Raw genomic sequence first — 26,462 nt, forward strand, 5'->3', positions numbered from 1 at the left:
GACTCCTGCGCTGCACGGATCTTTATGTTTTTTCGGGGCGAACGCGTTCAGGCGCGCCATCCCAGACCCAGCTCACGCAAGCGCTCGATGGCCGCTGTGTCGAAGCCCCAGTCGCGCAGTGCGTCGCCGCCGTGTTCGCCACGCTCGGGTGCGGGTTTCGGTTGCGCCGATGGCGTGCCAAGGAAACGCGGAGCCGGGACCGGTTGCACCACCCCGTCAACCTCGATGAAGCTGCCACGGGCAACGCCGTGGGGATGGCGGGCGGCTTCGACAAGCCCCAGTACCGGTGCAACGCAAGCGTCGCTGCCTTCGAACGCGGCCACCCACTGCTCGCGGGTGCGGCCCAGGAACGCAGCGGTGAAGGCCTCACGCAGCCGCGGCCAGCCAGCGCGGTCGTGCTGATTGGGCAGGTCGGCGTTGGAGAGTCCGAGAATTTCCAGCATCTGTGCATAGAAGCGCGACTCGATCGGCCCGATTGCCATGTACTGGCCGTCGCGGGTTTCGTAGGTGTCGTACCAGGGCGCGCCGCCGTCGAGCAGGTTGCTGCCGCGCTGTTCTGTCCAGTGCCCGCCGGCGAGCAGGCCCCAGATCACCGAGCCCAGTTGCGCCGCACCTTCGGTCATGGCCGCGTCGACCACCTGGCCGGCGCCGCCGCGCTGCACATTGACCAGTGCCGCCAGCACGCCCATCGCCAGCAGCATGCCACCACCGCCGTAGTCGCCCACCAGGTTCAGCGGCGGCACCGGTCGCCCACCGACCGGGCCGATGCTCGACAACACACCTGACAAGGCGATGTAGTTCAGGTCATGCCCGGCGCGGTCGGCCATCGGGCCGGTCTGGCCCCAACCGGTCATCCGCGCGTAGACCAGGCGCGGATTACGCTTGAGCGCGATGTCAGGGCCAAGACCCAGACGCTCCATCGTGCCGGGGCGAAACCCTTCAATCACCACATCGGCACGTTCGATCAGTTCCAGCGCAGCGGCGACACTGTCCGGGCGCTTCAAGTCGAGGGTGACCGAACGACGATTGCGCCCGGTAATATCGGCACGCTTGCCTTCCAGCTTCGGCCCCAGGTCACTGGCCTTCTGCGGGCGGTCGATGCGCACCACGTCGGCGCCCATATCGGCCAACAGCATGGTGCCAAACGGCGCCGGCCCGATTGCCTCAAACTCCACCACCCGAATGCCACTCAGTACGCCCATTGCCAACGCTCCACTGTTCTGACGGAGCGCCACAGCACTCCTATTCTTGTGCCTTCCAGTAGATCAATCCGTTGATCGACGACCACCACCCGCATCGGGTGGTGGCCGCCAAAGACAGGGTCATGCCACCCATGCTCTGGGTTACACTCGATGAGATTCGACGCACTCACAAAACAAGAAAGAATCGGACAGCCCCATGGATAAACCCCGCAAGTCCAATGCATCGGACCCCCATGCCAGCCAGGCCTTCAATCCGGTTCAGTCCCCGATCGTCAGCACCAAACTGATTCCGCCGCGCAGCACCGGGCGTCTGATTTCCCGCGAACGCCTGCAGGATCAAATGCTCAAGGCCCGACGCCTGCGCTGCATCGTGCTCAAGGGGCCGGCCGGCTGCGGCAAGACCTCGACCCTGATCGCCTGGCGCCAGGCGCTGTTGCCGTTGGGGTTCGACGTGGCATGGCTGACGCTGTCGGCGGATGACAACGAACTGACGCGTGTTCTTGACTACCTGCTGGCGAGCCTCGGCCAAATCGACCCGGCACTCGTGCGGGACGCGACTCAACTGGAAGGTCGCGGCATCGACAGCGAGGCCGTGGAACGCACCGTCATCACTCTGGTGCGCAGCATTGCCAGCCGTGGCCGTGAACTGGTGCTGGTACTCGACGACCTGCACCACCTGACCGACGTGGGCATTCACCAGGCCCTGCAATGGCTGATCGACTACGCCCCGGCCAACCTGCATCTGGCGCTGGTGTCGCGCAGTGCCGTGCCGTTGTCCCTGGCGCGGTTGCGCAGCCAGGAACTGGTGCTCGAGCTGAACCTGCGGGACTTGCGCTTCACGGCGGTCGAGTCAGAACAGTTCCTCAAGGCGCAGTTGGGCGAGGTCAATGCCCGCGACGCCAGGATGATGCATGAGCTGACTGATGGCTGGGTCGCCGGCCTGCAACTGCTCGCCGTCAGCCGCAAAAAGAACCGCCCGCCTGCCACCCCGGACGCCACGTCAGTGCACACGCAACTGCGGGACGATCAGGCCTTCGCCAAATTTTTCGAAGTCGAAGTGCTGTCTCACCTGTCGCCGACCGACCTCGACCTGCTGCTGCTCATGGCCGTGTGCAATCGATTCTGCGCCTCGTTGTGCGCCGCTCTCAGCGGCCACCCGCAGGCGGTTGCCGAAGCGAATGCGCTACTGACGCGCATGGAGCGGGACAACCTGTTCCTGATCCCGGTGGACAGCGCCGAACGTGAAACCTGGTATCGCCTGCACCCGCTGTTGCGCGAAACCCTGCTCAAGTATTTCGACTCCCGCAGCCAGGCCGAGCAACACGCGGTGCACGTGCGGGCATGGCACTGGTTCCGTGACCACAATCACCTGGATGAAGCGGTGCACCACGCGGTCATGGGCGGCGACCCGGCTGCCGCCGCCGATCTGGTGGAGCAACACGCCGAGGCGCTCTACGCCCATGGCGACCTGCGCATGTTGATCGAGCTGGTACGGCTGTTGCCGGTCGAACAGGTACAGGCCCGGGTCAAGCTGCGCATCCTCAAGGCGCGGATGCAGTTGTATGCCAGGGATTTCGTGGCCTGCACCGCCAGCCTCGAACAACTGTTTCGCGACGTTCCCGAGAGCGAAGTCCATGACCACTTCATGATCTCGCTGCTGCGCGCCTCCCTGGCCCTGCAACGGGATGACACCGACGCGGCCATGACGGTCCTGCCGCAACTGCTCAACCCGCCGCCGGGCAGCAACAGCGTGGCCATCGGCTCCTGCGCCAACATCCTGTCCTGGCTGTACATGCACCGCGGCGAATACGAAAAGGCCCGGCAGGTGCAACTCGACCGGCCGAACCTGCTGATCAATGGCGAACCGCTGCTGGGGACCACGGCCGGCAGCCTTCAGGGGCGTTGCATGATTGGCTTGAGCCTGGCCCTTGAAGGTCAGATGACTCAGGCGGAAAGGGTTTACCGCGACGTGCTGCATGAGGCCGGCCAATGCGGCAAGGCCGGTGCCGACGCGACTTATCTCTCCGCCGCGCTGCTCGGTGAGGTGCTGTACGAAACCAACGATGTCGACGCCGCCTTCAAAATGCTCTCGGGCTGGATCGACCTGCTCGAACGGATTTCGATTCCCGATTCCGTCCTGCGTGTGCTGCAAGTGTTATGGAACGTGCAATGGCTGGCAGGTAACCATCAAGAAGCCCTGGCGTTTGTCGAGCGGCTGGATGAGTACGCGATCAAACTGGGTCTGGAGCGCCTGCAAGCCTACTGCCTGACCTGGCAAGTGCGCTGGTTGCTGATTCTCGGGGAGACGGCACAAGCCCAGACCAAACTGGCGCGCCTGGAAGCCATCGACGCGCGTCACCCGGATGCCGGGCACACGGCCCTGAAGGAAATCCACATCCTGGCCGAGAATGCCCGCGCTCGCTGGCAACTGGTCCAGGGTGATCTGGACGGGGCTTGCGATCGCATAGAACGATTGATCGAAACCTGCGAGCGGCATCGTCGCCAACTCGGGGCAACGCGCCTGCTGGTGCTCAGCGCCGTGATCGAGTCCGAACGCGGCAACCATGAACGGGCACGGAGCAAAGTCATCGAAGCCTTGCGCCGAGGTCAACGTTTTGGCCTGGTGCGCAGCCTCCTCGACGCCCATCCGGATGGCTTGAAACTGATCTGCGATATCGCCGGCCGCGAAGTCCTGGACCCCGTGCTGGCGTTTTATGTCGAGCGCTTGCAGGCGGCCGAGGCCACGACCCCGGCGATCTCGAAGGCCAAACCTGCGACAACGGCCACCAGCAAACCGTTGACGGCCGGGATCGAGCCGTTGAGCGAACGGGAAATCGAAGTCGTACGCCTGCTGGCCCAGGCCCTGCCCAACAAGAAAATCGCCCGTGCCCTGGGGCTCTCGCCGGAAACCGTGAAATGGCACCTGAGCCATATCTACAGCAAGCTCGGCGTCAGCAGCCGCGACGAAGCGGTGGCCCGGGTGCGGGATCTGGAATCGCAGGATGGCAGCAACGTCCACCCCTGAAACCCTGTAGGAGCTGCCGCAGGCTGCGATCTTTTGACTTTGTTTTTTAAGAACAAGATCAAAAGATCGCAGCCTGCGGCAGCTCCTACATGGATTGTTTTTTCCCCCGCCACCCGGCTCGGGTGGCGTTCGGGCCACGGGCCCCACCTATCGTAACCCTCAGATCACAGGCGCAGTCCGCGCCTTGCGTAAGCGCTCGGCCCAAGGCCGGCCTGCCATGTTTGAGGAGTCTTGCGTGCACATCGCCCGAACCGTTTTCCGCGACGACCATGAGATGTTCCGCACCACCGTGCGGCGCTTTTTCGAACGCGAATGCCTGCCGCGCCAGGCCGCCTGGGACAAGGCCGGCCAGGTCGACCGCGAAACCTGGCTCAAGGCCGGCCGCGAAGGCTTGCTCGGCATCACCCTGCCCATCGAATACGGTGGCGGCGGCGGTGATTTCGGTCATTGCGCGGTGTTCAACGAAGAGTTCGCCCGAGCCGGGGTGAGTGGCGCCTACTTCGGCATGCATTCGGACGTCATCGCTCCGTATATCAATCGCTGCGGTAACGAAGAACAGAAACAGAAGTGGCTGCCGGGCATTTGCTCTGGCGAGACCATCCTGGCCATCGCCATGACCGAGCCCGGTACCGGCAGCGACCTCAAGGCCGTGCGCACCACCGCCGTGCGCGATGGCGACGAATACGTGATCAACGGCAGCAAGACCTTCATCAGCAACGGCCTGACCGCCGACCTGGTCATTGTCGTGTGCAAGACCGACCCGGCTGCCGGCGCCAAGGGCATCAGCCTGATCCCCGTGGAAGCCAGCCGCGCCGGCTTCAAGCGCGGGCGCAAACTGGAGAAAGTCGGCCAGGCCGCCGCCGACACCTCCGAGCTGTTCTTCGACAACGTCCGCGTGCCGGTCGGCAACCGCCTCGGCGAGGAAGGCCTGGGCTTTACCTATCTGATGGGCGAACTGCCCCAGGAGCGCTTCTCGATCGCGGTGTCCGCCGCCGCGAAGCTGGAGCGCCTGCTGGAGCAGACCCTCGAGTACGTGAAGGACCGCAAGGCCTTCAACCAGACCGTCTGGGACTTCCAGAACAGCAAATTCAAGCTCGCCGACATCAAGGCCCAGGCCACCGCCATGCGGGTGATGGTCGACTACTACCTGGGCGAGCACATGCGCCGGCGCCTGACCCTGGAAGAAGCGGCCATCGCCAAGCTCTTCACCACCGAGACCCTGTGGAAATGCATCGACGACATGGTCCAGCTGCACGGTGGCTACGGCTACATGATGGAGTACCCGATCGCCCGCGCTTTCGTCGACTCACGGGTCAATCGCATCTACGGCGGCACCAGTGAAGTCATGCGCGAAATGATCGCGCGCAAGCTCTGACCCTCTCAAACAACAAGGAAAACAACGATGAGCAATAAAGTGTTCGTTGCTGGCGTCGGCATGATCCAGTTCAAGAAACCGGGGACCAACGAGCCCTACGACGTCATGGGTGAACAGGCGATCCGCCAGGCCCTGGCCGATTCGGGTGTGGATTTCAATGACATCCAGCAGGCCTACGCCGGTTATGTCTACGGCGACTCCACCTGCGGCCAGAAAGCCTTGTACCGCGTGGGCATGACCGGCATCCCGCTGATCAACGTCAACAACAACTGCGCCACCGGCTCCAGTGCGCTGTTCCTCGCTCGCCAGGCGGTACAAAGCGGCGCGGTGGATTGTGCCCTGGCGTTTGGCTTCGAACACATGAACCCGGGCGCCTTGAAATCCGCCTGGACCGACCGCGCACCGGCCACCGAACGTGCCCTGGTGCTGGCCAACGAACTGATCGGCATGCCTGACCTGCCCAATGCCATCCGTCAGTTCGGCGGCGCCGGCTACGCGCACATGCAGAAGTACGGCACCCGACTGGAAACCTTCGCCAAGATCCGCGCCAAGGCCAGCCGTCATGCCGCCAACAACCCGCTGGCGGTGTTCCGCAACGTGGTGAGCAGCGAAGAAGTCATGGCCGCCCCGATGTTGTGGGAAGGCGTGATGACCCGACTGATGGCCTGCCCGCCGACCTGTGGCGCTGCCGCGGCCATCGTGGTGTCCGAAGCGTTCGCGAAAAAGCACGGCCTGCGCACCGACGTATTGATGGCTGGGCAGGCGCTGACCACTGACCTGCCGAGCACCTACGACGCCAGGGACATGATCCGCGTGGTCGGTTTCGACATGACGCGCATGGCTGCGGACATCGCCTACAACCAGGCCGGCGTCGGCCCGCAGGACATCGACGTCATCGAGCTACACGACTGCTTCGCGCAGAACGAACTGCTGACCTATGAAGGCCTGGGCCTGTGCGCCGAAGGCGGCGGCGAGCGACTGGTCAACGATGGCGACAACACCTATGGCGGCAAATGGGTGACCAATCCGTCCGGCGGCCTGCTCTCCAAGGGCCACCCGCTGGGCGCCACCGGCCTGGCCCAGTGCTTTGAACTGACCCACCAATTGCGCGGCACCGCCGAACAACGCCAGGTGCAGGACGCGCGCATTGCGGTGCAGCACAACCTCGGCCTGGGCGGCGCCTGCGTGGTCACCGTTTACCAGAAAAACTGACACGCCTGCTGAGCAAAGGAGCCATTTCGATGATCGACAAGAAACACATCGGCAGACAACTGCCCACTTTCCTCGTGACCGCCGAAGCCGGGCAACTGCGCTTCTTCGCCAAGGCCACCGGTGAAACCAACCCGGTTTACTTTGACGAACAGGCCGCACGCGATGCCGGGTATCCCAACCTGCCGCTGCCGCCGACCTTTCTGTTCTCGCTGGAGTTCCAGATTCCTTCGAACGCCTGGCGTGACGAACTGGGCATCGTCACCGCGCGCATTTTGCACGGCGAAGAATCCTTCCGTTATCACCGCATGGCCCATGCCGGCGACACGTTGCGCTTCGATGTGCGCATCGCCGACATCTACGACAAGAAAGGCGGCGCCCTGGAATTCGTGGTGCGCGAAACCCGAGTCACCAATCAGCACGGTGAGCATATTGCGGACCTGCGCAGCGTGCTTGTGCAGCGCAACAGCTGAAGCGGAGAACACTGATGAACGCGATTAGCCTGGAAAAAATCAACGTCGGCGACACCCTGCCACCACTGGCCTTGCCGCCGATCAACCGCACCACCCTGGCCCTGTTCGCCGGTGCGTCGGGTGATCACAACGCCATCCACATTGACACCGATTACGCCCGCCGGGCCGGCATGCCCGACGTGTTCGCCCACGGCATGCTGTCGATGGCCTACCTCGGTCGCCTACTGACCCAATGGGTCGATCAGCGCCAGTTGCGCGAGTTCGGCGTGCGCTTTCTCGGCATCACCCACCTGGGTCACCAGATCACCTGCACCGGCACTGTCGTCGACCGCTTCGAGGTCGAGGGCGAGCAACGGATCAAGGTCGAAGTGCGCACCACCAATCAATACGGCGAGACCAAGATCGTTGGCGACGCCGTGATCGCTCTGTAAACAAAACTGATCACTGAGGAGCAACACCCCATGGCAAAACTCGAAGGCAAAGTCGCACTGGTCACCGGTTCCGGTCGTGGCATCGGTCAACAGATCGCCCTGAAACTGGCGAGCGAAGGCGCGCGCATCGTGATCAACGACCTGGACGCCGACCCGGCCCACGAGACCGCTGAAATGATCCGCAAGCTGGGTGGCGAAGCCGCCGTCTGCCACGGCAACGTCAGCGCCCCGGACTTCGGCGACCGCTACGTCAAGACCGCGATGGACAACTTCGGCGCCATCGACATCATCGTCAACAACGCCGGCTACACCTGGGACGACGTGATCCAGAAGATGAGCGACGAGCAGTGGTACGCCATTCTCGATTGCCACATGACCGCGCCCTTCCGCATCCTGCGTGCCGCCTACCCGATCATCAAGGCCCAGGCCCAGGCCGATGCGGCGGCCGAGCGCGAGGTGTTCCGCAAAGTGGTGAACATTTCTTCGGTGTCGGCCCTCAACGGCAACGCCGGGCAGATGAACTACTCCTCGGCCAAGGCCGGCGTGATCGGCATGACCCGTGCGTTGGCGCGTGAATGGGGTCGTTTCAAGGTCAACGTCAACGCCGTGGCCTTCGGTTTCATCGAAACCCGCATGACCAAGGCTGACGCCCATGCCGGCGCCACGGTGAACATCGAAGGCCGTGACATCCGTGTCGGCATCAGCCCGGAAGCCGCCAAGTCGTTCGCCCAACGCAACCCGCTGGGTCGTCCGGGCACCGTGCAGGAAGCGGCTGATGCGGTGTACCTGTTCTGCTCGCCGGAGTCGAACTACATCACGGCGCAGACCATCGCGGTGGCCGGCAATCTGCAATAAGCATCAAACCCTGTGGCGAGGGAGCTTGCTCCCGCTGGGCTGCGAAGCAAGCCCATTTTTGGGGGCCGCTTCGCGCCCCAGCGGGAGCAAGCTCCCTCGCCACAAAAGCTCCTCCGCCACAACTTCGCTTGAGTTTTGATGACTGCAGGATCACTCCCATGAACATGACCGAAAGCAACATCCGCCTGGCCGCCATCAAACTGATCTCGCGCAACAGCTTCGGCTCGATGAGCCTGCGTCAGCTCGCCACTGAAGCAGGCATCAACGCCTCGACGCTGTACCTCTACTACAAAGGCAAGAACGAGCTGCTGCTGGAGCTGATTCTCGAGTATTTCCAGGGGGTGTCTCGGGAGTGGGCACGGCATCGCCCCAAAAAGTCCGCGACCGCCGATATCAAACTGCTCGCCTTCATCGCCTGCCACGTGCGTTATCACCTGGAACACCAGGACGAGGCCATGCTCGGCAATCTGGAGTTCAGAAGCCTCGCCGAAGAGGATCTGGAGCAGGTCCGCCAAGCCCGGCGCCAGTATCTGAATGCCTTGCAGGAACTGCTGGAACAAGGGGTCAAGGAAGGTTCGCTGAGCTGCGCCGAACCCAAATTGATGGCCCGCACCCTGTTCAACATGCTCACCCATGCCTGCGTCTGGTACCAGGCCGATGGCCGCTGGAGCATCGATGCCGTCATCCGCCATTACTCGGAACTGGTGTTGAAAATGCTCGGCGCCGCGCCTGTTCCGTCGCCCGGGATACCGGCCCCACGAGCCCTGATCACTCGCCGTCCGATGACCGCGGAGGCACGCCCATGAGCGATCCCATGCAACCGTTTTCCATGGCCGGCAAGACCGTCCTGGTGGCCGATGCCAGCACCCGCCTGGGCGCGCATTTCGCCCGTCTGATCAGCCTCGCCGGCGCCCGTGTGGCCCTCGGCGGCCAGCACCCTTCGCAGTTGGAGCAACTGGCGGCCGACCTGCATTGGGAAGGTGGCGAAGTCATGGTCGTCAGCCTCGACAGCGCCCGCAGACCGAGCATCGAAGCCGCCCTGAACACCGTGCAGGAGCGATTCGGCAGCGTCGATGTGCTGATCAACAACAGCGCCGAGCGCGAGCATGTTGCCCTGAACAATCACATCGTCCACTGCACCAGCCTGCACATGATCAAGGCCGAACGCGGTGGCAGCATCGTCAATATCGACCCGCCGCCGCGCCCCATCAGCGAGCCGAACCCGTGCCTGCGCGCCAATAGCAGCCTGATCCGCATGAGCCGCGCCATGGCCCAGTCGCTGACACCGCACCGCATTCGCGTCAACGTCATCGCGGCTGGTCGAGGCAAGGACGCCGGCCTGCAAGAACTCAACGGCCCCTTGTTACTGCTGGCCAGCGGTGCCGGCGCCAGCGTCACCGGCGCGGTGCTGCATATCTGACGCGGCGTACTTCCCTGCAGGAGCTGCCGCAGGCTGCGATCTTTTGATCTTGAAAAATCAACGTCAAAAGATCGCAGCCTTCGGCAGCTCCTACAGGTCAGCGCCACCTGATACGGGTGGCGCGAACCTTTTGACGACGTTCGAACATGGCCGCTGGTCGCCCTGCGCGACGCCCGTCAACAAGGAGCCAGTCAGATGACTCGCATAAAAAAGTGGCTGCCGAAACTCGCCCTGGTGGCGACAACGGTCATGGCAATGGCGGCGAATGCCGCTGAAAAACCCAACATTCTGGTGATCTTCGGCGATGACATCGGCCAGACCAACATCAGCGCCTATTCCATGGGCGTGGTCGGCTACAAGACGCCGAACATCGACCGCATCGCCCACGAAGGCATGCTGTTCACCGACTACTACGCGGAGAACAGCTGCACCGCCGGGCGCTCGTCGTTCATCACCGGTCAGTCACCGCTGCGCACCGGACTGACCAAGGTGGGCGTGCCGGGCGCGCCAATCGGCCTGCAAAAGCGCGACGTCACCATCGCCCAGGCGCTCAAGTCCCAGGGTTATGCGACCGGTCAGTTCGGCAAGAACCACCTGGGCGACAAGGACGAGTTCCTGCCAACCAACCACGGCTTCGACGAGTTCTTCGGCAACCTGTATCACCTCAACGCCGAAGAGGAACCCGAGCGCCCTTACTGGCCCAAGGATGACCCGGACTTCGTCAAATCCCGAACCCCACGCGGCGTGATCCACAGCTACGCCGACGGCAAGATCGAAGACACCGGCGCGCTGACCGCCAAGCGCATGGAAACCATCGACGACGAAACCACCGCTGCCGCTCAATCCTTCATCGAGAAACAGGCCAAGGCCGACAAGCCGTTCTTCGTCTGGATGAACACCACGCGTATGCATCTGTTCACCCACGTACGCGACTCGATGAAGGGCCAGAGCGGCATGCCCGGCAACGATTACGCCGATGGCATGCTGGAACACGACGGCGACGTCGGCAAACTGCTGAAGACCCTCGACGACCTGAAAATCGCCGACAACACCATCGTCGTCTACACCACCGACAACGGCCCAAACCAGTTCTCCTGGCCGGACGCGGCGACCACGCCGTTCCGTAACGAGAAGAACTCCAACTGGGAAGGCGCCTACCGCGTGCCGGCCATTGTGCGCTGGCCGGGCAAGATCAAACCGGGCGAAGTGTCCAACGAGATGTTTTCGGGCATGGACTGGTTCCCGACCTTGCTGGCAGCCGCGGGCGAAACCGACGTGAAGGAAAAGCTGCTCAAGGGTTGGGCACCGACCTCGGGTGGCAACAACTTCAAAGTGCACCTGGACGGTTTCAACCAACTGCCCTACCTGACCGGCCAACAGCCTAAAGGCGAGCGTCGCGAGTTCTACTACTTCAATGACGACGGCGTGCTGGTGTCGATGCGTTTCGACAACTGGAAAGTGGTCTTCGCCGAACAGCGCGAACCCGGTGGTTTTGCGGTGTGGAGCAGCCCGTTCGTGCCACTGCGCGTACCGAAGCTGTTCAACCTGCGCATGGACCCCTATGAGCGGGCTGACCTGGTCTCGGACCAGTACAACGACTGGCTGGTGAAAAACTCCTACCTGATGGCCGCGGGTGTGGCCAAGGCGGCGCGCTTCCTGCAGACCTTCATCGAGTACCCGCCGAGCCAGAAGCCTGCCAGTTTCAGCGTTGACCAGATTCGTGCTGCGGTCGATGCGAAAATTGAAGAGAAGCTGAAAAACCAGGCCAAACCCTAGGCGTATCGAGGCCGCCTGAATGCCAACGGCCAACCCGCCCAGGTGAAATTAAGCTTGGGCTAAGGTTGCTTGTTTAGTCTTCGAGGCTTTCAGGTAGTCGAGCATTTCGAAGATGGGCAGAGTCGATACAAGCGCCAAACCGCCGTTCAGCATCGTGCTGGTGAATTACAAAACCCTCGATCTGACCAGGATCTGCCTGGACCTTTTGCGTGAGCCTGCACGCAAAGCCGGCATACCCGTCTGGGTGGTGGACAACGATTCGGCGGACGCCAGCGTCGAGTATCTGCGCTCACTAGACTGGATCAACCTGATCGAACGCGATGCCCCCACCAAAGAACCCGGCCATATCGCCCATGGCAAGGCACTGGACATGGCGCTGGCCAGGGTCAATACCGACCATCTGTTCCTGATGCACACCGACACCTTCGTCTTCGATGCCAACATCTTTGCGATGATGATGGAGCACTGCACCAGGGATCGAAACGTCATCGCGGTCGGCTGCACCGAGCAACTCAATCGCGGGTTGCCAAGAACTGTCTGGCGCTTCACCTCACGCTTCGCAAAGCACCATTTCCGTCGTCTGAAACTGTCCCTGGGCCTGCGTTCAAGAGAACCCAAGCCCTACACCGAAACCTACCTGAAAAGCTTTTGCACGCTATGGAATTGCAGGCTGATGAAGCAGCAGGGTCTGCATTTCCAGATCGATGACCGGGTGCCCGGTTATGAGCTGCAGGACCGCGCGATCGGCCTTGGCTACAAGGTGGTGTTTCTGTCCCCCGGCAAAATCTTCAAGTACCTGGACCACGTCCAGGCCGGCACCGTCGCCGCCGCTGGCGGATATGGCCTGGATCACCGGCGGACCAGGATGTACCAGGACATTCTCAAGCGCTTCAGTGCCGCCAACCCCCCGATGGATTGAACAGATCGCACTCACAGAAAAGCCCACTGACCGTCGCCGGTTCAGTGGGCGGAATCCCGGGGGAACACAGATAACGAAATATCTGTAGGAGCTGCCGAAGGCTGCGATCTTTTGATCTTGCTTTTGCGATCTGGAGATTGCTGAAGATCAAGATCAAAAGATCGCAGCCTTCGGCAGCTCCTACAGGGGAACGCGTGCTCCACCAAACTGGCGACCATTGCCAGCTACCTGGACGGCGGACTCACTGGCTCATGATGAACGTCGCCAGGCTTTTCAGGTCGTCCGGACCCAATTGTGCGAAGGGCGGCATGGGCACATCCCCCCACTTCCCGCTGCCGCCATGCTGAATGCTGGACATTACCCGGGCCAGTGCCTGCGGGTCATTGGCATATTTGGCCGCCACATCGTGATAGGCCGGGCCAACGACCTTATGGTCGATTGCGTGGCAGGACAGGCAGGCGTTGTCCTTGAGCAAGGCCGAAGCCACTTTTGCCACCGACACCGTCGGCGGCTGCTCCACCGGCGGGTTCGAGGCCGCCTGGACATCGGCGTCGCTGGCCTTGGCACTGCCGTAGGTCGCCGCCAGGTAGGCGCCGATCACACTCACGTCCTGGTCGCTGATCGGAGCACCGTACACGTGCTGCATCTTGCCCGCTTCGGCAGTCCACTGCGCCAGGCTCATGCCAGGCGGCTGGAAGTTGATGTAGTCGGCCGAATGGCAGATGGAGCACTTCTGCTGCGCCAATGGGTAACCAGGCAGCGAACTGGGCTTGAACGCTGCCGTTTCGGGCGGCAAGGTGATCGAGAGTGGCGCGGCGTCAGCCAGGGTCATCAGGCAAACCTGAGCAGCGCACAGCAGGGAGGTCAAAAATTTCATGCAGCCCTCCTCAGGCGACGGTCACGTGGCGGGTTTCGACGACGTGGCGGCGGTAGCCACCGGGGTTCCAGTCCGCTTGCAGCGGCTGCGTCTCGCCAGCACTGTTGCTGGCTCGCACCATCAACTGAGTGGCGCCCTTGCGGGTAAAGGTGATCGGCAGCGCCCACTCGCGAAAGGAGAAACGGCCCAGGTCCTGCCCGAGGGTGGATTCACGCCAGGTGGCTCCGCCATCGATCGACACCTCGACCTTGTTGACCCCGACGCCGCCGTCGAACGCGATGCCCTTGAGCACCAGACTCTGGTTCAGCGGCAATACATCGCCGTGTTTGACGCTGGTGATGAAACTGCGCACCGGCAACCTGGAAATCGGTTGGGTGTTCGCCGCCGTGGTGCCGGGGGCAATGCACAGGCAATCGTTATCCGGGACCCGGTACCCCTTGGCCATGAAAAAACCGTCGTAGGTACGGTCGACGACTTCGATCTCACTCAGGTGCTTGACCCAGTACGTGCCGAAGTAACCGGGCACCACCAGACGAATCGGGTAACCGTTGAGAAATGGCAGGTCGGTGCCATTCATCGACCAGGCGATCATCGGCTCGCCGTCCATGGCATGGCTGATGTCCAGCGCCTTGATGAACTCCGGCGTGCTCGGCAGCACCGGTTTATCGAGCCCACGGAAGGTCACTTGCATGGCACCGGCCTTCACCCCCGCCTTTTCCAATACCGCCTTGAGCGACACCCCAAGCCACCGCGCATTGCCCATCGAGCCATTGCCCAACTGAGCCCCGAACACCCGCGGCATCGAGAAGCCACGGCTGTTGCCCGAACACTGATTGACGGCCACCACCTCCACCGGCTCGGCAAGCGTCTTGAGTTCGCCAAGGGAAAGCGACAGCGGCGTATCGACCAAGCCCTTGATCGTCAGGCGGTAGCTGTCCGGATCGATACTGGTCGGGAAATTGGCCAGGTGGTAACGCACGAAAAACGCGTCATTGGGCGTGATAGCCCCTTCATTGAAGACAGAGAACGGCGTCTCCAGGTGCGGCGGCCGCGTGGTCACCAGGGTCAACGGGCGTTTTTGCGGGTATTGCACCAACGGTCGTGGGCCCGCGGCAAAGGTCACTTCTTCAGTATTTTTCTCGGCGGCCCTGGCGAGATTTGCCACCGGCGAAGCCGCCAACGCCAACGTGAAAGCATCGCGTAAAACCCGCCGGCGGCTCGGCTGGCGGCTGTCTATAAAACTGAACTTCATTCTGCGCTCTCTATGATTGTTTTATCGAGATGCAACTGACTACTGTGGGAGCAGGCTCGCCCCTATAAATTCCCGCCAGGGCAAAGAGGTATCAGACTTACGGTTTCGCGTTACCCAGGTCGGTAAACAAACCAGTATCGTCAGGGCCAAACTGTCTGCTTCACATTGAGCGTCAGATACTTGGCAATTGATGACAGGGGTTACCGATATGTGCGGCATAGAGAGAGTGCTGTTCACTTAAGCAGATGCCTCAGACACACCTGCTTTCTGTGGCGAGGGAGCTTGCTCCCGCTGGGCTGCGCAGCGGCCCCAAAAAATGTGCCGTTTTTTTATGTGAGTGCTACGCACTCAAGCGGGAGCAAGCTCCCTCGCCACGGGTTTTCTCTGACTGAAGAGATGCTGAAGTGAACAGCATTACGGCATAGAGAAGCCTTTTCGAAAACGATGTCCTGATTATCGCCCACAAAAAACCCACTGACCGTCGCCGGTTCAGTGGGCTTTTTTTGATCCGGCGTCTACTTACAGAGCCATATCACTCGCAGCACTAGCCTTCGGTGCCTTCGCATCCGTATCGACAGTCACCGGCTTCACAGCCGGCGCAATCACCGCTGGTGGCGGAGTCAGTTCCAGCACCTTGGCGGTGTAGGCCCACTCTTCAGCGACTTTCTCAGGGCTGTTGTTCAGCTGGGTGCCGTAGCTCGGTACGATCTGGTGCAGTTTTGCCTGCCACTCTGGGCTCGCGACCTTGTCCTTGAACACTTTCTGCAGCACCGTCAGCATGATCGGTGCGGCGGTCGATGCGCCTGGGGAGGCGCCCAGCAGGCCGGCGATGCTGCCGTCTTGCGAAGCGACGATTTCGGTGCCCAGTTTCAGCACACCACCGGCGGCTTCGTCACGCTTGATGATCTGCACGCGCTGGCCGGCTTGCCACAGGCGCCAGTCTTCAGCCTTGGCGTTCGGGAAGTATTCTTTCAGGGCGTTCATGCGGTCTTCGTCAGACAGCATCAGCTGGCCGGCGAGGTACTCGACCAGCGGGTATTCCTTGATGCCGACCTTGGTCATTGGCCACACGTTGTGGGTGGTCGTGGTGGTCAGCAGGTCCAGGTACGAACCTTCTTTCAGGAACTTGGTGCTGAAGGTCGCGAACGGGCCAAACAGGATCACGCGCTTGCCGTCCAGCACGCGGGTGTCCAGGTGCGGAACCGACATCGGCGGTGCACCCACCGAAGCCTTGCCGTAGGCCTTGGCCAGGTGTTGTTCGGCGATGGTCGGGTTCTCGGTCACCAGGAACGAGCCGCCTACCGGGAAGCCTGCGTATTCCTGCGCTTCAGGAATGCCGGACTTCTGCAGCAGGTGCAGGGCACCGCCGCCGGCGCCGATGAACACGAACTTGGCGTCGGTTTCGGTTTTGCTGCCGTCTTTCAGGTTTTTGTAGCTGACGCGCCAGCTGCCGTCTTCGTTGCGGGTGATGTCCTGCACTTCGCTGGACAGCTTCAAGTCGAACTTCGGCGTGGTTTGCAGGTGTGCAACGAACTGACGCGTGATTTCGCCGAAGTTCACGTCGGTGCCGATCGGGCTCCAGGTGGCCGCGATTTTCTGGTTCGGGTCACGCCCTTCCATCATCAGCGGTACCCACTGCTTGATCACAGCCGGGTCTTCGGAGTACTGCATGCCGGCGAACAGCGGGCTCGCCTGCAGAGCGTCGTAGCGTTTTTTCAGGAACTTGATGTTGTCATCGCCCCACACGAAGCTCATGTGCGGCGTGGAGTTGATGAACGAACGCGGGTTCTTCAGCACGCCTTGCTGAACCTGCCAGGCCCAGAACTGACGGGAAATCTGGAAGGCTTCGTTGATTTCAACGGCCTTCGGGATCGAGACCTTGCCGTTCTCGTCTTCCGGGGTGTAGTTCAGCTCGGCCAGGGCGGAGTGACCGGTACCGGCGTTGTTCCAGCCGTTGGAGCTTTCCTGGGCGACGCCGTCGAGGCGCTCGATCATTTCCATCGAAGTGCCAGGTTCCAGCTCGTTGAGCCAGACACCCAGGGTCGCGCTCATGATGCCGCCGCCAATCAGCAGTACGTCGACCTTCTTGGCTTCTTCGGCCTGGGCTGTCGTCATCCCCAACGACAAGGCCAGCCCCAGCAGGGCTGTGTTCACTTTCTTAAACATCTGTAGCACCTATGATAAAACGCCATCCGCCCTTCCATCCTCATGCGCACAGCCCCGTGCTTCACGGCAGTCACGGATGCGGCACTCAAGGATTGCAGGGTGGGCACACAAGGCCGACTGACTGCATCGACCCCAGTTATATGTCCCTTCTGAACTGACTTCTTATCTTTTTTGGCTTCAGCTACTTGAGCGACAGTGATTCGTTCGCCCGTCGCGAGGACAGGTAAACAGAATAGGTCAAACCAAGTTGGGGCGAAGAATATCACGACATGGCAAACCCGCGCGTCTGTTCACGACTGTGTGGTCCGGTTGGCCCTTCAAGATCAAAAGATCGCAGCCTTCGGCAGCTCCTACAGGGATCTTTGCCCGTCCGCGATATCTGACCACTGTAGGAGCTGCCGGAGGCTGCGATCTTTTGCTCTTCGGGAGGAGAACTATACTCACTGGGCTTTTTCCGCCGAGGCTTGAGGTGTTGTCATGAGCGATAAAGACGATCTGCGCAAATATTCATCCCAGGTAATCGACGGCGTCGAAGCCGCGCCCGCCCGCGCCATGCTGCGGGCCGTGGGTTTTACCGATGCAGACTTCGACAAGCCGCAGATCGGCATCGCGTCCACCTGGGCCATGGTCACCCCCTGCAACATGCACATCGACAAGCTGGCGCGCGAAGCCGAAAAAGGCGCGAATGCCGCCGGCGCCAAGGGCGTGATCTTCAACACCATCACCATTTCCGACGGCATCGCCAACGGCACCGAAGGCATGAAGTATTCGCTGGTGTCCCGCGAGGTGATCGCCGACTCCATTGAAGTGGTCACCGGTTGCGAGGGTTTCGACGGCCTGGTGACCATCGGCGGCTGTGACAAGAACATGCCTGGCTGCCTGATCGGCATGGCGCGGCTCAATCGCCCCTCGATCTTTGTCTATGGCGGCACCATCCAGCCGGGGGCCGGGCATACCGACATCATTTCCGTATTCGAGGCCGTGGGCCAGCACGCGCGGGGCGACATAAGCGAGATCCAGGTCAAGCAGATCGAGGAAGTGGCGATTCCCGGCCCCGGTTCCTGTGGCGGCATGTACACCGCCAACACCATGGCCTCGGCCATTGAAGCATTGGGCATGAGCCTGCCCGGCTCCAGCTCCCAGGACGCCATCGGCGGCGACAAGGCCTCAGACAGTTTCCGCGCCGGCCAGCAGGTCATGGAGTTGCTCAAGCTCGACCTCAAACCCCGGGACATCATGACCCGCAAAGCTTTCGAGAATGCCATACGCGTGGTGATCGCCCTCGCCGGCTCGACCAACGCCGTGCTGCATCTGCTGGCCATGGCCAACGCGGTGGATGTCGAACTGACGCTGGATGACTTCGTCGAGCTGGGCAAAATCTCCCCGGTGGTCGCCGACCTGCGCCCCAGCGGCAAGTACATGATGAGCGAGCTGGTGGCCATCGGCGGCATTCAACCGCTGATGAAGCGCATGCTCGATGCCGGCATGCTGCACGGCGATGTGCTGACCGTCACCGGCCAGACCCTGGCGGAAAACCTCGCCGGCGTGCCCGACTACCCGGCCGGCCAGGACGTGATCCGGCCGTTCGACCAGCCGATCAAGAAGGACTCGCACCTGGTCATCCTGCGCGGCAACCTCTCGCCCACCGGCGCCGTGGCCAAGATCACCGGCAAGGAAGGCCTGCGCTTTGAAGGCACGGCGCGGGTCTATCACGGCGAAGAAGGTGCGCTGGCTGGCATTCTCAATGGCGAGGTGCAACCCGGCGAAGTGATCGTGATCCGCTACGAAGGGCCCAAGGGCGGGCCGGGCATGCGCGAAATGCTGTCGCCGACGTCAGCGGTCATGGGCAAGGGGCTGGGCAAGGAGGTGGCGCTGATCACCGATGGCCGCTTCTCTGGTGGCTCGCATGGTTTTGTGGTGGGGCATATCACGCCTGAGGCGTTTGAGGGCGGGCCGATTGCGCTTGTCGAGAATGGCGACAGGATCATCATCGATGCGCAAACCCGGCAGATTACCGTTGATGTGTCCGATGCCGTGCTGGCCGAGCGCAAGTCGCGTTGGGTGCGGCCGCCATCCAAATACACGCGCGGGGTGCTGGCCAAGTATGCGAAGACCGTGTCCAGTGCATCGGAGGGGGCGGTGACGGACAAGTACCTTTAAGGTCAAAAGATCGCAGCCTGCGGCAGCTCCTACAGAGGTACGCGATCCCTGTAGGAGCTGCCGCAGGCTGCGATCTTTTAAAGCCTGAACCGATCCACCGACTGCGACAACTGCCCTGCCAGGCTGGACAACTCATCCGTGGTCGAAGCCGTCTGCCCGATCACCTTGCTGTTGCCTTCGGACATGCCGGCAATCATCTCCACCTGATGGGCGATCTCGTTGCTGGCCAGGCTTTGCTCGCCGATGGTACGACTGATGTCATTGACCAGTTGCGTGGTGTGCAGGGTGGCATCGAGGATCTCGCGGATGGCGCGTTCGACATCGGCCGTCACCGCCATGCCTTTGTCGACCTGGGCCACGCCCTCCTCCATGCTGATCACCGCCTCGCGGGTGCTTTGCTGGATGCGTGCGACCATGCTGGCGATTTCCTGGGTGGAAGCGCTGGTGCGCCCCGCCAGGCTGCGGACCTCATCGGCCACCACGGCAAAACCGCGTCCCTGCTCGCCGGCGCGGGCGGCTTCGATGGCGGCGTTGAGTGCCAGCAGGTTGGTCTGGTCGGCGATGCCCTTGATCACCTGGATGATGTTGAAAATCCCCTCGGACTCCTTGTCCAGCGTGCGGATCACCTGCGCCGACTGCTGCGCCGAACGCGCGATGCCGTCCATGTCGCTGACCACCTGGTGAATCACCCGGCCGCCGTCCTTGGCCAGGGCTTCTGCCTGATTGGCCATGTTCAGTGCCCGCTCGGCATGCCGGGTGATTTCCTCGATGCTCGCGGTCATTTCGCTGGCGGCCGCGGCCATGGTGCTCGCCGCCGCGCTTTGCTGCTGGCTGCTGCCGGCCACCTCATGGCAGCCGTTGCTCAGCAGTTCGCTCATGCCGCTGACGCCGTGGGCGTTGCTGCGCACGACCTCAATCATCCCGCGCAAATCCCGCTGCATGGTTGCCAGGCTACGAATCAAGGCGCTGGCTTCGTCCTTGTGGGTGGGCTCGACAATCGGCTCGCTGAGGTTGCCATGGGCGATGCTCTCGGCAATGCGGCTGGCGGTTTGCAACGGGCCCATGATGCTCAGGATCGCCGAGCGCCCCAGGGCCAGCAGCAACAACAGGCTGGCGATCAGCACGCCGACCAGGGTCAGGTTGGCGTTGCTGATGGCAAGCGCTGTGCCCTGGCTGGTCTGTTGCGTGTTGCTTTCGATCAACTCGCTGAGGGCCTCCATCTGGTCTTCCAGTTGGCTGAAGACGTTGTTGAACGTGCCCAGCTCCTGTTGCGCAGCCTCCGGGTTTTCCAGGGCCAGCCCGACGATGCGTTCGGCGGCGCTGATATAGGTGTCGAGGCTGGGCTTGATCTTGTTCAGGCCGGCCTTGATGGTGTCGTTGACCGGCAGCTTGAGGTTTTCCCCGAGCACTTCGCGAAAGCGCCCAGTGTGTTCTTCGACGGAACGGCGCACCTCCGCTTTGCTGCTGGTGCTCTTGTTCAAGCCCACCAACATGGCCGACAGCACGTCGGCGCGCAACGCGTCGTGCATCATGTCGGCTTCGAGGTGATTGCGCAGCGCGACCATGCTGACGTTGTCGTCGTCCACGGCCTCGGCCATCCGGGCGTTCCCCAGGTAACTGACCAGGCTCATGATCAATGCCGTCAGTAATCCGGTGCCGATCAGCAACATTAAACGCAGTTTTATGGACACTCTGTGGTTCCTCTCTGGCACGTTAGGCGGCGGGGTTGCCCCGCGCGGATGGCACGCTTGAAGAGGTTATCGACGGGGCCGCGCAGTAATTGAAGCCTATTGCCACAGATTGTGTTTTTTGCGACATGCGGTCGTCACCGGTTGCTTTTGCAGCATGCCGCGCAGGGACACCAGCGACAGGCTGGCAATCGCACCGGCGACCGCGATGGCCATGTCCTTTTGCGAATCCCACGGATCGTTTTGCGCACCGACGAAAGCCTTCGCCGTGTCATTGCCCAGGAAGGCACCGCCGATCCACTCCACCAGTTCGTACACGGCGGAGGTCGACAGCATGATGTTCAGGGTCACGAAAAACAGCCAGAACCCGCGCAGCGGCGTCAGCCGCCGCAGGACTTCGCGCACCGGATATGCCAGCAGCAGCCCGTAGCTCAGATGCACCAGCCGGTCGTAGTGATTGCGGTGAACACCCGACGCCTGCTCGACACTGAACCCGAACCACGCAGACGACCAGTGTTCGTAGGGGACCAGGGAATAGGTGTAATGGGCACCCAGTTCATGCACGCACAGAAACGCAAACACCAGGGTGACGGACGTCGCAGACAAGCGAAACCGCCGAGAAACCGCGACCAGCGTCCCCACCAGCAACAGCACCAGCAGGTTTTCCAACGCCCAGTCCACCCGGCTGCGGGGAGAAAAACCCGACACCACCACGATCACCAGGAACACCATCAGCAACGTCAGGTCGTGCCGTATACGTGGGTTCGGCTGCATGGCTGGAATACCTCGAAGTCAGGACATCGCCCTTTTAACTTCGAGGCAAGGTCGCCGGGCAAGTTCGCTTTTTCCCTCCAGCGCATGATAAGTTGTACGATGACTGATGAATGCTCGTCCATTCATCGCGTCATCCCTACAACAACAAGGAAACACCCATGAAAAAAGCAAAAGTGCTGATTGGTTTTCTGTGCCTGTTCACCGGCTACGTCGCCGCCACCCCGGCCGCCTCGGACAAGGACGTGGCCCAGGCCGTCGACCACTTGACCCAGGCCATGCTGCACAAGGACATCCCGGAGCTGAACGCCTTGACCGCCGAGAACCTGACCTACGGGCATTCCAGCGGCAAGATCCAGGACAAGCAGGCCTTCATCGCCGACATCGAAACCGGCAAAAGTGCGTTCAAGACCCTTGAGATGCAAAACCAGACCATCACCGTCTCCGGCGATGTCGCGCTGGTCCGCCACCATTTCTCGGCACAAGCGCTCAAAGGCACCGAAGTGGTGCCCACTGAAATCGAAAACTTCCAGATCTGGCAAAAGCAGGACGGTAAATGGCTGCTGGTGGGGCGGCAGGCGTTCAAGTTCTGATGCACTGCTGAGGCCACCACTGTATCTGTGGGAGCGAGCTTGCTCGCGATGACGGAGTGTCGGTCGCCATATCAGGTGTCTGACACACCGCTATCGCGAGCAAGCTCGCTCCCACAGGGTTTTCGGGTGTATCAACTGCCCTTCCACTCCCGCGGGCTCAGCCCGGTCTTGCGCCGGAACGCCCGGGCCAGCGCCGAGGGGCTCTCATAACCCACTTCCTCGGCGATCAGCGCTATCGGCCGGCCCTCGCGCAGTCGCTTCTGCGCCAGGCTGATGCGCCAGCTCACCAGGTAATCCACCGGCGTCTGCCCGACCACCCGGCGAAAGTGTTCGGCGAAACTGGCCCGCGACATGTTGGCGGCGACCGAGAGTTCGGCCACGCTCCAGGCCTTGGCCGGGCTTTGATGCATCAGGCTCAGGGGCCGCGCCAGGCGCGCATCGGCAAGGCCCGCCATCATGCCCGGTCGCTGGCCCGTGGTGCTCAGGATGTGCCGCAGCAACAGAATCACCAGCAGCTCGAACAGGCGATCCATCACCGCTTCACGCCCGCACGTACCGTCGAACGCCTCGTTGAACAGCCATTCCAGGGTCCCGGCCAGGGTCGGGATTTCATCGAGCTTGAGCACCAGGTAATCCGGCAGCGCCGCCGCCAGGGCATTGCCCGCACCGCCGTCGAAATCCAGGGTCGCGCACACCAGTTGCGTGCCGGATGCTTCAGACGCAAACAGACGATGCCTATAGGGCCGGGGGAAAAAGATCAGGCTCGGCTCGGTCAGTTGCAGGTCTGGCTGGTCGCCCATTTTGAGCAGCAACTCCCCCGCCTGGAGCAGGTGTAAATGACCGCTGGCCTGCTGGCCGTCGTAGGCGACGGTGCCGCAGAACATACCGCTATGGAAAGTGCCAGCATTGACGCCGAAATGGGTGAGCAACGTGGACAAGCGATCCATGACAAGACTCCCGAAGGCAGTTCTGGACGATCTGTCGCATATCCTCGACGATTTGCATCCAATACACCAGACCTTCTCCCTAACATGAGCTCCGTACCCAGCGCATTCCGCGCCTCACATCACGGAGTATCACCATGACCCGCATTGCCCCGATCAGCCTGGAAAACGCCACCGACACCACCCGCCCGCTGCTGGAAGGCGTGCAGAAGAAAGTCGGTTTTCTGCCCAACGTCTTCAAAGTCCTGGCCCACGCACCGGCCGTGCTGGCCTCGTACCTGCAAAACTCGGCCGCACTGGGCAAGACGTCCCTGAGCGCCACGGAAAAGGAAGCGGTGTTCCTCGCCACTTCGCAAGTCAACGGCTGCGACTACTGCCTGGCGGCTCACTCGGTGTTCGCCGGTAAGGCCGGACTGTCGAAGCAAGAGATCCTCAGCGCACGACACGGCGAGCTTAACGCCATTGCCACCCTCGCCCGCCAGGTCACCGAAAGCCGTGGCCACCTGAGCGTCGAGCAGATCGCCGCTGCCCGTAACGCGGGTATCGACGACGGCAAGATCATCGAAGTGATCGCCCATGTGGCTTCGCAAACGTTAACCAACTACCTGAACAACACGGCACTGACCGACATCGACTTCCCGGCCATCGACGCCTGAACCGATCCAGCGATCCTGCCCGAAACAACCTGTGGGAGCGAGCCTGCTCGCGAAAGCGGTGTGTCAGACATCCATAATGTCGACTGACACACCGTCATCGCGAGCAAGCTTGCTCCCACAGTGATTTTGCTCAAGCGACAGATGTGCGCATGACGTAGCGATCAGGTATTGGTTTTCAGCTTGGTCCACAAGCGCGTGCTGAGGCGTGCGATGGCCGCGGGCAAGTCCTCGACGGTGAACAGCTTGTCCATCACGGTTTTCGGTGGGTAGATCGCCAGGTCCTGCTTCACCGCCGGGTCGACGAATGCATCCGCCGCGCTGTTGGGGTTGGCGTAGTGGATGCTGTTGCTGATGTTGGCAATCACCTTCGGCTCCAGCAGGTAGTTCATGTAGGCGTAGCCGTTCTTCTCGTGTGGCGCGCTCTTGGGCATGACCACCATGTCCAGCCACAAGGTGGAACCTTCGTCCGGGATCGAGTAGGCAATGTCGATCCCGTTCTTGGCTTCCCTAGCGCTGGCGGCGGCCTGCACGATGTCGCCGTTGAAACCGATCACCGCGCAGACGTTGCCGTTGGCCAGGTCGCTGATGTACTTGGACGCATGGAAATACTGGACGTAAGGCCGGATCTTCAGCAGCGCCTGCTCGGCTTTCTTGTAGTCGGCCGGCTCGTGGCTATGAGGCGGCAGCCCCAGGTAGTTGAGCGTGATCGGCAGGATCTGCGTCGGGTTGTCGATGATCGCCACGCCGCACTCGCTGAGCTTCTTGATGTTGTTCTCGTCGAAGAACAGCTTCCAGGAATGGGTGACGTCGGTATTGCCGAAGATCGCCTTGATCTTCTCGACGTTGTAGCCGATGCCCGCCGTGCCCCACATGTAAGGGAAGCCATACTGGTTGCCCGGGTCGTTGACCTCAAGCTTTTTCATCAGCGCCGGGTCGAGGTTTTTCCAGTTGGGCAACTGGCTCCTGTCGAGTTTCTGGATCGCGCCGGCCTTGATCAGGCGCGACAGGAAGTGGTTCGACGGGCTGACCACGTCATAACCTGTATTGCCGGTCATCAGTTTCGATTCCAGCACTTCGTTGCTGTCGTGGATGTCGTAGGTCGCCTTGATCCCGGTTGCCTTGGTGAAGTCGGGCAAGGTGTCGTCGGCGATGTAACCGTTCCAGTTGGAAATATTGACCGTTTCGTCGGCGTAGGCGACGGCGGAAAAGGTCGAGATCAGGGCCACAAGGGAAAGCGTATTGACGCGCATGTTGAATCACCTTCGATGGGAAGTGCTGTTGTTCTTGTTGTGAAGTTCGTGTTGTTCAGACTTCGCTTCTGGCCCGAACCGTTTCCACGCGCATACGCAGCATGGCACCGATGTCGAGCAGCGGCTTGGGTGGCAGCCAGCCGGGTTGTGCCCGCGAGATCACCGATTGCAGCAGCGGTGAATCACCGCCCGAGGCCATTTCCGCGAGCAAGCGCCCCCACAACGTGCCCCGCGCCACGCCGGAACCGTTGCACCCGGCCACGGCGAACACGCCCTCCTCGACCTTGGCAAAGTACGGTTGCCCGGAGCGCGAAGCGCTGAGATGACCGGTCCAGGTGTATTCGATGTCCTGCTCGCCAAGCATCGGGAAACGTCGTTGCAACCCCAGCACGTGGTGTTGGCGACGGGTCGACAACTCGCTCAATGACAAATCCCTGGAGCGGTATTCCGCGGTGTTGCGGATCATCACCCGGCGATCCGGCGTCAGGCGCACCGTGGCGCCCAACGGACGGGTCGACAGCACGCCCCAGGACGCTGGCGCCCCCAGGGCTTGAAACTCTTGGTCGCTGAGCGGCCGCGTGAGGCTGGCGCTGAGTTCCATGGCGAAGGTGCCGCTGTCGTCGATCCCTGAACGAGGAATGAAGGCGTTCAGGCAGACCAACACCTGCCTGGCTTCAACGCAGCCGTTTTGGCCCCGGGCACGAATCCGGCCGTCGCCGAGGCGCTCAAGACCTGCAATATCGCTGTTCTCATGGACCGTCACTGTCGGCGGCAAGGTATCGAGCAGGCCCTTCACGTACTTGGCCGGTTGCAGCAACGCATTGCCATTGCCGCACCAGATTCCGGCACGGTAGTGGCGGGTGCCGAGTTTCTCGATCAGTTGCTCGCCTTGCAGGAACTGCGCGCTGGCGCCAACGGCCCGCAAGGTCTGCAACTTGGCCTCGACGTCGCTCAGCTTGCGTGGATCGCTGACGGCAAAGAAATAGCCCGATTCCCTGAAGTCGCACTCGATGCCCAGCCGGGCGATCTGCTTGCGCACTTCATCGGCGGCGGCGCGGCCGATCGCCGTATCCACTTGATAACCGGCGAACCCGGCGCTGCCCAACAGTTCGCTGGCGACGGGGTGTTCGTGGGCCACCACAAACCCGGAATTACGCGCCGATGCCCCCTGCGAAGCGCGCTGACGGTCAACGACCACAATGCGTGCCTGGGGGTGCATGTGCGCTAGGGCGTGCGCCGCACTGAGGCCGGTAATGCCGGCGCCGATCACCAGCCAGTCGGCGTGCTGCGAGCCTTTGAGCGGATCGCGCAACGGAGAACTCCCCGCTTGCGCAATCCAGCCACAGATATTTTCCATGCGTCACCTCAGGTTCTTGTTCTGCGAACCGTCTCGATCAACGCTTTATGCAGGATTCGCATA

General features: G+C 61.9%; 22 protein-coding genes and 2 pseudogenes. 13 read left to right on the forward strand and 11 right to left on the reverse strand.

The window, feature by feature from the left end; genetic code table 11:
• Positions 1–47: 47 nt before the first annotated feature.
• Entirely contained in the window at positions 48–1,202 is a 1,155-nt protein-coding gene (locus CD175_RS09020; protein WP_104448600.1) for a CaiB/BaiF CoA transferase family protein, read from the reverse strand.
• A gap of 196 nt (positions 1,203–1,398) precedes the next feature.
• Here CD175_RS09020 and CD175_RS09025 point away from each other — a divergent pair, with 196 nt between their 5' ends.
• The 6 genes from CD175_RS09025 (at position 1,399) to CD175_RS09055 (ending at position 8,570) form a co-directional block, all read left to right on the forward strand.
• A complete protein-coding gene (locus tag CD175_RS09025; RefSeq protein ID WP_104448601.1) occupies positions 1,399–4,227 on the forward strand; it encodes a winged helix-turn-helix domain-containing protein in 2,829 nt (942 codons plus the stop codon).
• Positions 4,228–4,444: 217 nt separating this feature from the next.
• On the forward strand, positions 4,445–5,602 hold the full coding sequence (locus tag CD175_RS09035; protein WP_240628953.1) for an acyl-CoA dehydrogenase family protein: 1,158 nt from the start codon (positions 4,445–4,447) through the stop codon (positions 5,600–5,602).
• A gap of 27 nt (positions 5,603–5,629) precedes the next feature.
• The gene (locus tag CD175_RS09040; protein ID WP_104448603.1) at positions 5,630–6,814 is read left to right on the forward strand and encodes a lipid-transfer protein; all 1,185 of its coding nucleotides are present in this window, start codon (positions 5,630–5,632) and stop codon (positions 6,812–6,814) included.
• 29 nt (positions 6,815–6,843) lie between these two features.
• Positions 6,844–7,284 carry a MaoC family dehydratase N-terminal domain-containing protein gene (locus CD175_RS09045; protein ID WP_104448604.1) on the forward strand — a complete coding sequence of 147 codons (441 nt, stop codon included), beginning with the start codon at positions 6,844–6,846 and terminating at the stop codon, positions 7,282–7,284.
• A gap of 14 nt (positions 7,285–7,298) precedes the next feature.
• Positions 7,299–7,715, forward strand: coding sequence for a MaoC family dehydratase (locus CD175_RS09050; RefSeq protein ID WP_102700352.1), 417 nt, complete (start codon positions 7,299–7,301; stop codon positions 7,713–7,715).
• Between the two features lie 30 nt (positions 7,716–7,745).
• Positions 7,746–8,570 carry an SDR family NAD(P)-dependent oxidoreductase gene (locus CD175_RS09055; RefSeq protein ID WP_007974186.1) on the forward strand — a complete coding sequence of 275 codons (825 nt, stop codon included), beginning with the start codon at positions 7,746–7,748 and terminating at the stop codon, positions 8,568–8,570.
• Positions 8,571–8,579: 9 nt separating this feature from the next.
• Here CD175_RS09055 and CD175_RS32060 read toward each other — a convergent pair.
• Positions 8,580–8,681: pseudogene (locus CD175_RS32060) on the reverse strand (N-acetyltransferase); the annotation flags it as partial.
• 47 nt (positions 8,682–8,728) lie between these two features.
• Between CD175_RS32060 and CD175_RS09065 the strand changes: the two are divergent.
• From CD175_RS09065 to CD175_RS09080, 4 genes are all read left to right on the forward strand, one after another.
• The gene (locus tag CD175_RS09065; RefSeq protein WP_104448606.1) at positions 8,729–9,376 is read left to right on the forward strand and encodes a TetR/AcrR family transcriptional regulator; all 648 of its coding nucleotides are present in this window, start codon (positions 8,729–8,731) and stop codon (positions 9,374–9,376) included.
• Entirely contained in the window at positions 9,373–9,990 is a 618-nt protein-coding gene (locus tag CD175_RS09070) for an SDR family NAD(P)-dependent oxidoreductase (RefSeq protein WP_104448607.1), read from the forward strand. The genes CD175_RS09065 and CD175_RS09070 overlap by 4 nt, the downstream gene beginning before the upstream one ends.
• Before the next feature lie 195 nt (positions 9,991–10,185).
• Positions 10,186–11,766, forward strand: a complete 1,581-nt coding sequence (locus CD175_RS09075; protein ID WP_104448608.1) for an arylsulfatase — start codon at positions 10,186–10,188, stop codon at positions 11,764–11,766.
• Positions 11,767–11,878: 112 nt separating this feature from the next.
• Positions 11,879–12,685 (forward strand): glycosyltransferase family 2 protein, encoded by an 807-nt coding sequence (locus CD175_RS09080; protein ID WP_104448609.1) that lies wholly within the window; start codon positions 11,879–11,881, stop codon positions 12,683–12,685.
• Positions 12,686–12,926: 241 nt separating this feature from the next.
• Here the strand turns inward: CD175_RS09080 and sorB are convergent, their stop codons facing one another.
• The 3 genes from sorB to mqo form a co-directional block, all read right to left on the reverse strand.
• The gene (gene sorB, locus CD175_RS09085) at positions 12,927–13,562 is read right to left on the reverse strand and encodes a SorB family sulfite dehydrogenase c-type cytochrome subunit (RefSeq protein WP_104448610.1); all 636 of its coding nucleotides are present in this window, start codon (positions 13,560–13,562) and stop codon (positions 12,927–12,929) included.
• Between the two features lie 10 nt (positions 13,563–13,572).
• A complete protein-coding gene (gene sorA, locus CD175_RS09090) occupies positions 13,573–14,814 on the reverse strand; it encodes a SorA family sulfite dehydrogenase catalytic subunit (RefSeq protein WP_104448611.1) in 1,242 nt (413 codons plus the stop codon).
• Between the two features lie 519 nt (positions 14,815–15,333).
• The gene (gene mqo / locus CD175_RS09100) at positions 15,334–16,980 is read right to left on the reverse strand and encodes a malate dehydrogenase (quinone) (RefSeq protein WP_104448613.1); all 1,647 of its coding nucleotides are present in this window, start codon (positions 16,978–16,980) and stop codon (positions 15,334–15,336) included.
• A 477-nt stretch (positions 16,981–17,457) separates the two neighbouring features.
• Between mqo and ilvD the strand changes: the two genes are divergently transcribed.
• The gene (ilvD, locus tag CD175_RS09105) at positions 17,458–19,140 is read left to right on the forward strand and encodes a dihydroxy-acid dehydratase (protein ID WP_104448614.1); all 1,683 of its coding nucleotides are present in this window, start codon (positions 17,458–17,460) and stop codon (positions 19,138–19,140) included.
• Between the two features lie 77 nt (positions 19,141–19,217).
• On the opposite strand, the gene CD175_RS32065 is transcribed toward ilvD, so the two are convergent.
• The 3 genes and pseudogenes from CD175_RS32065 to CD175_RS09115 all read right to left on the reverse strand — a co-directional run bounded on the left by CD175_RS32065 (position 19,218) and on the right by CD175_RS09115 (position 21,602).
• Positions 19,218–20,081: a methyl-accepting chemotaxis protein gene (locus tag CD175_RS32065; protein ID WP_371918122.1), complete on the reverse strand. Its 864-nt coding sequence runs from the start codon at positions 20,079–20,081 to the stop codon at positions 19,218–19,220.
• Positions 20,076–20,852, reverse strand: a pseudogene (locus CD175_RS32070) (MCP four helix bundle domain-containing protein); the annotation flags it as partial. The gene CD175_RS32065 and the pseudogene CD175_RS32070, both read right to left, overlap by 6 nt.
• A 75-nt stretch (positions 20,853–20,927) precedes the next feature.
• On the reverse strand, positions 20,928–21,602 hold the full coding sequence (locus tag CD175_RS09115) for a DUF2238 domain-containing protein (RefSeq protein ID WP_104448616.1): 675 nt from the start codon (positions 21,600–21,602) through the stop codon (positions 20,928–20,930).
• Between the two features lie 158 nt (positions 21,603–21,760).
• On the opposite strand from CD175_RS09115, the gene CD175_RS09120 reads away from it, so the two are divergent.
• The gene (locus CD175_RS09120; RefSeq protein WP_104448617.1) at positions 21,761–22,192 is read left to right on the forward strand and encodes a nuclear transport factor 2 family protein; all 432 of its coding nucleotides are present in this window, start codon (positions 21,761–21,763) and stop codon (positions 22,190–22,192) included.
• Positions 22,193–22,323: 131 nt separating this feature from the next.
• On the opposite strand, the gene CD175_RS09125 is transcribed toward CD175_RS09120, so the two are convergent.
• Positions 22,324–23,139, reverse strand: coding sequence for an AraC family transcriptional regulator (locus tag CD175_RS09125; protein WP_095967235.1), 816 nt, complete (start codon positions 23,137–23,139; stop codon positions 22,324–22,326).
• 134 nt (positions 23,140–23,273) lie between these two features.
• On the opposite strand from CD175_RS09125, the gene CD175_RS09130 reads away from it, so the two are divergent.
• Positions 23,274–23,792: a carboxymuconolactone decarboxylase family protein gene (locus CD175_RS09130; RefSeq protein WP_104448618.1), complete on the forward strand. Its 519-nt coding sequence runs from the start codon at positions 23,274–23,276 to the stop codon at positions 23,790–23,792.
• 161 nt (positions 23,793–23,953) lie between these two features.
• Here CD175_RS09130 and CD175_RS09135 read toward each other — a convergent pair whose 3' ends face one another.
• Positions 23,954–25,042: a polyamine ABC transporter substrate-binding protein gene (locus CD175_RS09135; RefSeq protein ID WP_007974146.1), complete on the reverse strand. Its 1,089-nt coding sequence runs from the start codon at positions 25,040–25,042 to the stop codon at positions 23,954–23,956.
• A 55-nt stretch (positions 25,043–25,097) separates the two neighbouring features.
• Entirely contained in the window at positions 25,098–26,399 is a 1,302-nt protein-coding gene (locus CD175_RS09140) for an NAD(P)/FAD-dependent oxidoreductase (RefSeq protein ID WP_104448619.1), read from the reverse strand.
• Positions 26,400–26,462: the final 63 nt, after the last annotated feature.

This window comes from Pseudomonas laurylsulfatiphila (assembly GCF_002934665.1).
GTDB lineage: Bacteria > Pseudomonadota > Gammaproteobacteria > Pseudomonadales > Pseudomonadaceae > Aquipseudomonas > Aquipseudomonas laurylsulfatiphila.

Excerpts from the sequence above, each read along its gene's own strand:
- CD175_RS09020 (WP_104448600.1), bottom strand. The coding sequence starts at position 1,202 with ATGGGCGTACTGAGTGGCATTCGGGTGGTGGAGTTTGAGGCAATCGGG.
- CD175_RS09025 (WP_104448601.1), top strand. The coding sequence starts at position 1,399 with ATGGATAAACCCCGCAAGTCCAATGCATCGGACCCCCATGCCAGCCAG.
- CD175_RS09035 (WP_240628953.1), top strand. The coding sequence starts at position 4,445 with ATGTTTGAGGAGTCTTGCGTGCACATCGCCCGAACCGTTTTCCGCGAC.
- CD175_RS09040 (WP_104448603.1), top strand. The coding sequence starts at position 5,630 with ATGAGCAATAAAGTGTTCGTTGCTGGCGTCGGCATGATCCAGTTCAAG.
- CD175_RS09045 (WP_104448604.1), top strand. The coding sequence starts at position 6,844 with ATGATCGACAAGAAACACATCGGCAGACAACTGCCCACTTTCCTCGTG.
- CD175_RS09050 (WP_102700352.1), top strand. The coding sequence starts at position 7,299 with ATGAACGCGATTAGCCTGGAAAAAATCAACGTCGGCGACACCCTGCCA.
- CD175_RS09055 (WP_007974186.1), top strand. The coding sequence starts at position 7,746 with ATGGCAAAACTCGAAGGCAAAGTCGCACTGGTCACCGGTTCCGGTCGT.
- CD175_RS09065 (WP_104448606.1), top strand. The coding sequence starts at position 8,729 with ATGAACATGACCGAAAGCAACATCCGCCTGGCCGCCATCAAACTGATC.
- CD175_RS09070 (WP_104448607.1), top strand. The coding sequence starts at position 9,373 with ATGAGCGATCCCATGCAACCGTTTTCCATGGCCGGCAAGACCGTCCTG.
- CD175_RS09075 (WP_104448608.1), top strand. The coding sequence starts at position 10,186 with ATGACTCGCATAAAAAAGTGGCTGCCGAAACTCGCCCTGGTGGCGACA.
- CD175_RS09080 (WP_104448609.1), top strand. The coding sequence starts at position 11,879 with ATGGGCAGAGTCGATACAAGCGCCAAACCGCCGTTCAGCATCGTGCTG.
- sorB (WP_104448610.1), bottom strand. The coding sequence starts at position 13,562 with ATGAAATTTTTGACCTCCCTGCTGTGCGCTGCTCAGGTTTGCCTGATG.
- sorA (WP_104448611.1), bottom strand. The coding sequence starts at position 14,814 with ATGAAGTTCAGTTTTATAGACAGCCGCCAGCCGAGCCGCCGGCGGGTT.
- mqo (WP_104448613.1), bottom strand. The coding sequence starts at position 16,980 with ATGTTTAAGAAAGTGAACACAGCCCTGCTGGGGCTGGCCTTGTCGTTG.
- ilvD (WP_104448614.1), top strand. The coding sequence starts at position 17,458 with ATGAGCGATAAAGACGATCTGCGCAAATATTCATCCCAGGTAATCGAC.
- CD175_RS32065 (WP_371918122.1), bottom strand. The coding sequence starts at position 20,081 with ATGCAGCGGGATTTGCGCGGGATGATTGAGGTCGTGCGCAGCAACGCC.
- CD175_RS09115 (WP_104448616.1), bottom strand. The coding sequence starts at position 21,602 with ATGCAGCCGAACCCACGTATACGGCACGACCTGACGTTGCTGATGGTG.
- CD175_RS09120 (WP_104448617.1), top strand. The coding sequence starts at position 21,761 with ATGAAAAAAGCAAAAGTGCTGATTGGTTTTCTGTGCCTGTTCACCGGC.
- CD175_RS09125 (WP_095967235.1), bottom strand. The coding sequence starts at position 23,139 with ATGGATCGCTTGTCCACGTTGCTCACCCATTTCGGCGTCAATGCTGGC.
- CD175_RS09130 (WP_104448618.1), top strand. The coding sequence starts at position 23,274 with ATGACCCGCATTGCCCCGATCAGCCTGGAAAACGCCACCGACACCACC.
- CD175_RS09135 (WP_007974146.1), bottom strand. The coding sequence starts at position 25,042 with ATGCGCGTCAATACGCTTTCCCTTGTGGCCCTGATCTCGACCTTTTCC.
- CD175_RS09140 (WP_104448619.1), bottom strand. The coding sequence starts at position 26,399 with ATGGAAAATATCTGTGGCTGGATTGCGCAAGCGGGGAGTTCTCCGTTG.